The following is a 1001-nucleotide window of genomic DNA, read 5'->3' as shown; positions in this document are numbered from 1 at the left end:
CGAGATTCCGGGTCCAGTGTCAGAAACGTCAATGACAACACGATCCTCAGCCTGAGCAGCGCCAACCGTGACCCTGCCCGATTGAGTGAACTTGACGGCGTTGCCCGCAAGGTTCGACACAATCTGTCTGAAACGGGTGGCGTCGCCCATGGCCCAGGCGAGGCTGTCCGGCGCGTATTCCAATGTGAAGTCGAGCCCTTTGGAGCGGGCCTGCTGTTGGCTTAGGCCGACAGCAGCGCAGATCTCGGACGCGACGTCGAATGGCGCGTAGCTGATCCGCAACTTGCCGGCGTCTGCGCTTGCGAGGTCAAGCAGGTCACTCAGCAGCGCCTCGAGGGTCCTGCCAGCTGATCGGATCACATCGATGTTGGCCTTGATCGACTGGGGAACGGAAGCCGTCCCAGCCATGATCTCGGACATGCCAAGAATGCCGTTGAGCGGATTGCGAATCTCGTGGCTCACATCAGCAAGAAACTTTGTCTTTGCCCGATCAGCGGATTCAGCCGCCGCCCGCGCTTCACGCAGCTGCGATATCAGCGCCTCCGCTTCGACCAGGCTGTTGCGCTGCAGCTCGGCGACGAGAATGGCGTCAAGCGAGCTGTCCAACTCCGAGAAGTCGTCAAAGCGAAGACCTGAGGGCTCCCCCATTTTATGACGATCTATTGCCGGGCTAAGGAGGAGGAAAGTCTGAACGCCCGAGTTGACCACAATACCTTTCAGCCGAAGATTGCCCGCTGCTGGCATCGTCATTATGAGCCGTCCTTGCGTCACCCGAAGAGCCTCGAGCGAGTTGACAGACTTCGGGCGCTCCATCTCGACGACCGCCAGGAACTCGGACCCGACAACGTCCCTCTCAAGCCGGCGGCGCAAAGCGGGTCCGACACGGCGGATCCGGCCTTTCGCGTCAAGAACTGCATGAGCAGGGAACACCCGGTCCAGCCCTAGCCCGTTGAGCAGGAGGGTCATCTCATACTCAAGCGGCGCGCGGCTGATGGTAGGCA

General features: G+C 60.7%; 1 protein-coding gene. It reads right to left on the bottom strand.

Going from position 1 to position 1001, the window contains the following annotated elements; genetic code table 11:
• On the bottom strand, nt 1-966 hold a 966-nt coding region (locus tag C7K08_RS14490; protein WP_241537291.1), incomplete at its 3' end, for a sensor histidine kinase.
• Between the last annotated feature and the right edge of the window lie 35 nt (nt 967-1001).

The organism is Synechococcus lacustris str. Tous (assembly GCF_003011125.1).
GTDB classification, from domain to species: Bacteria; Cyanobacteriota; Cyanobacteriia; order PCC-6307; family Cyanobiaceae; genus Synechococcus_D; species Synechococcus_D lacustris.
The sequence above is the reverse complement of the archived record's forward strand: the minus strand, read 5'-3'. Positions and strand labels throughout refer to the sequence as shown.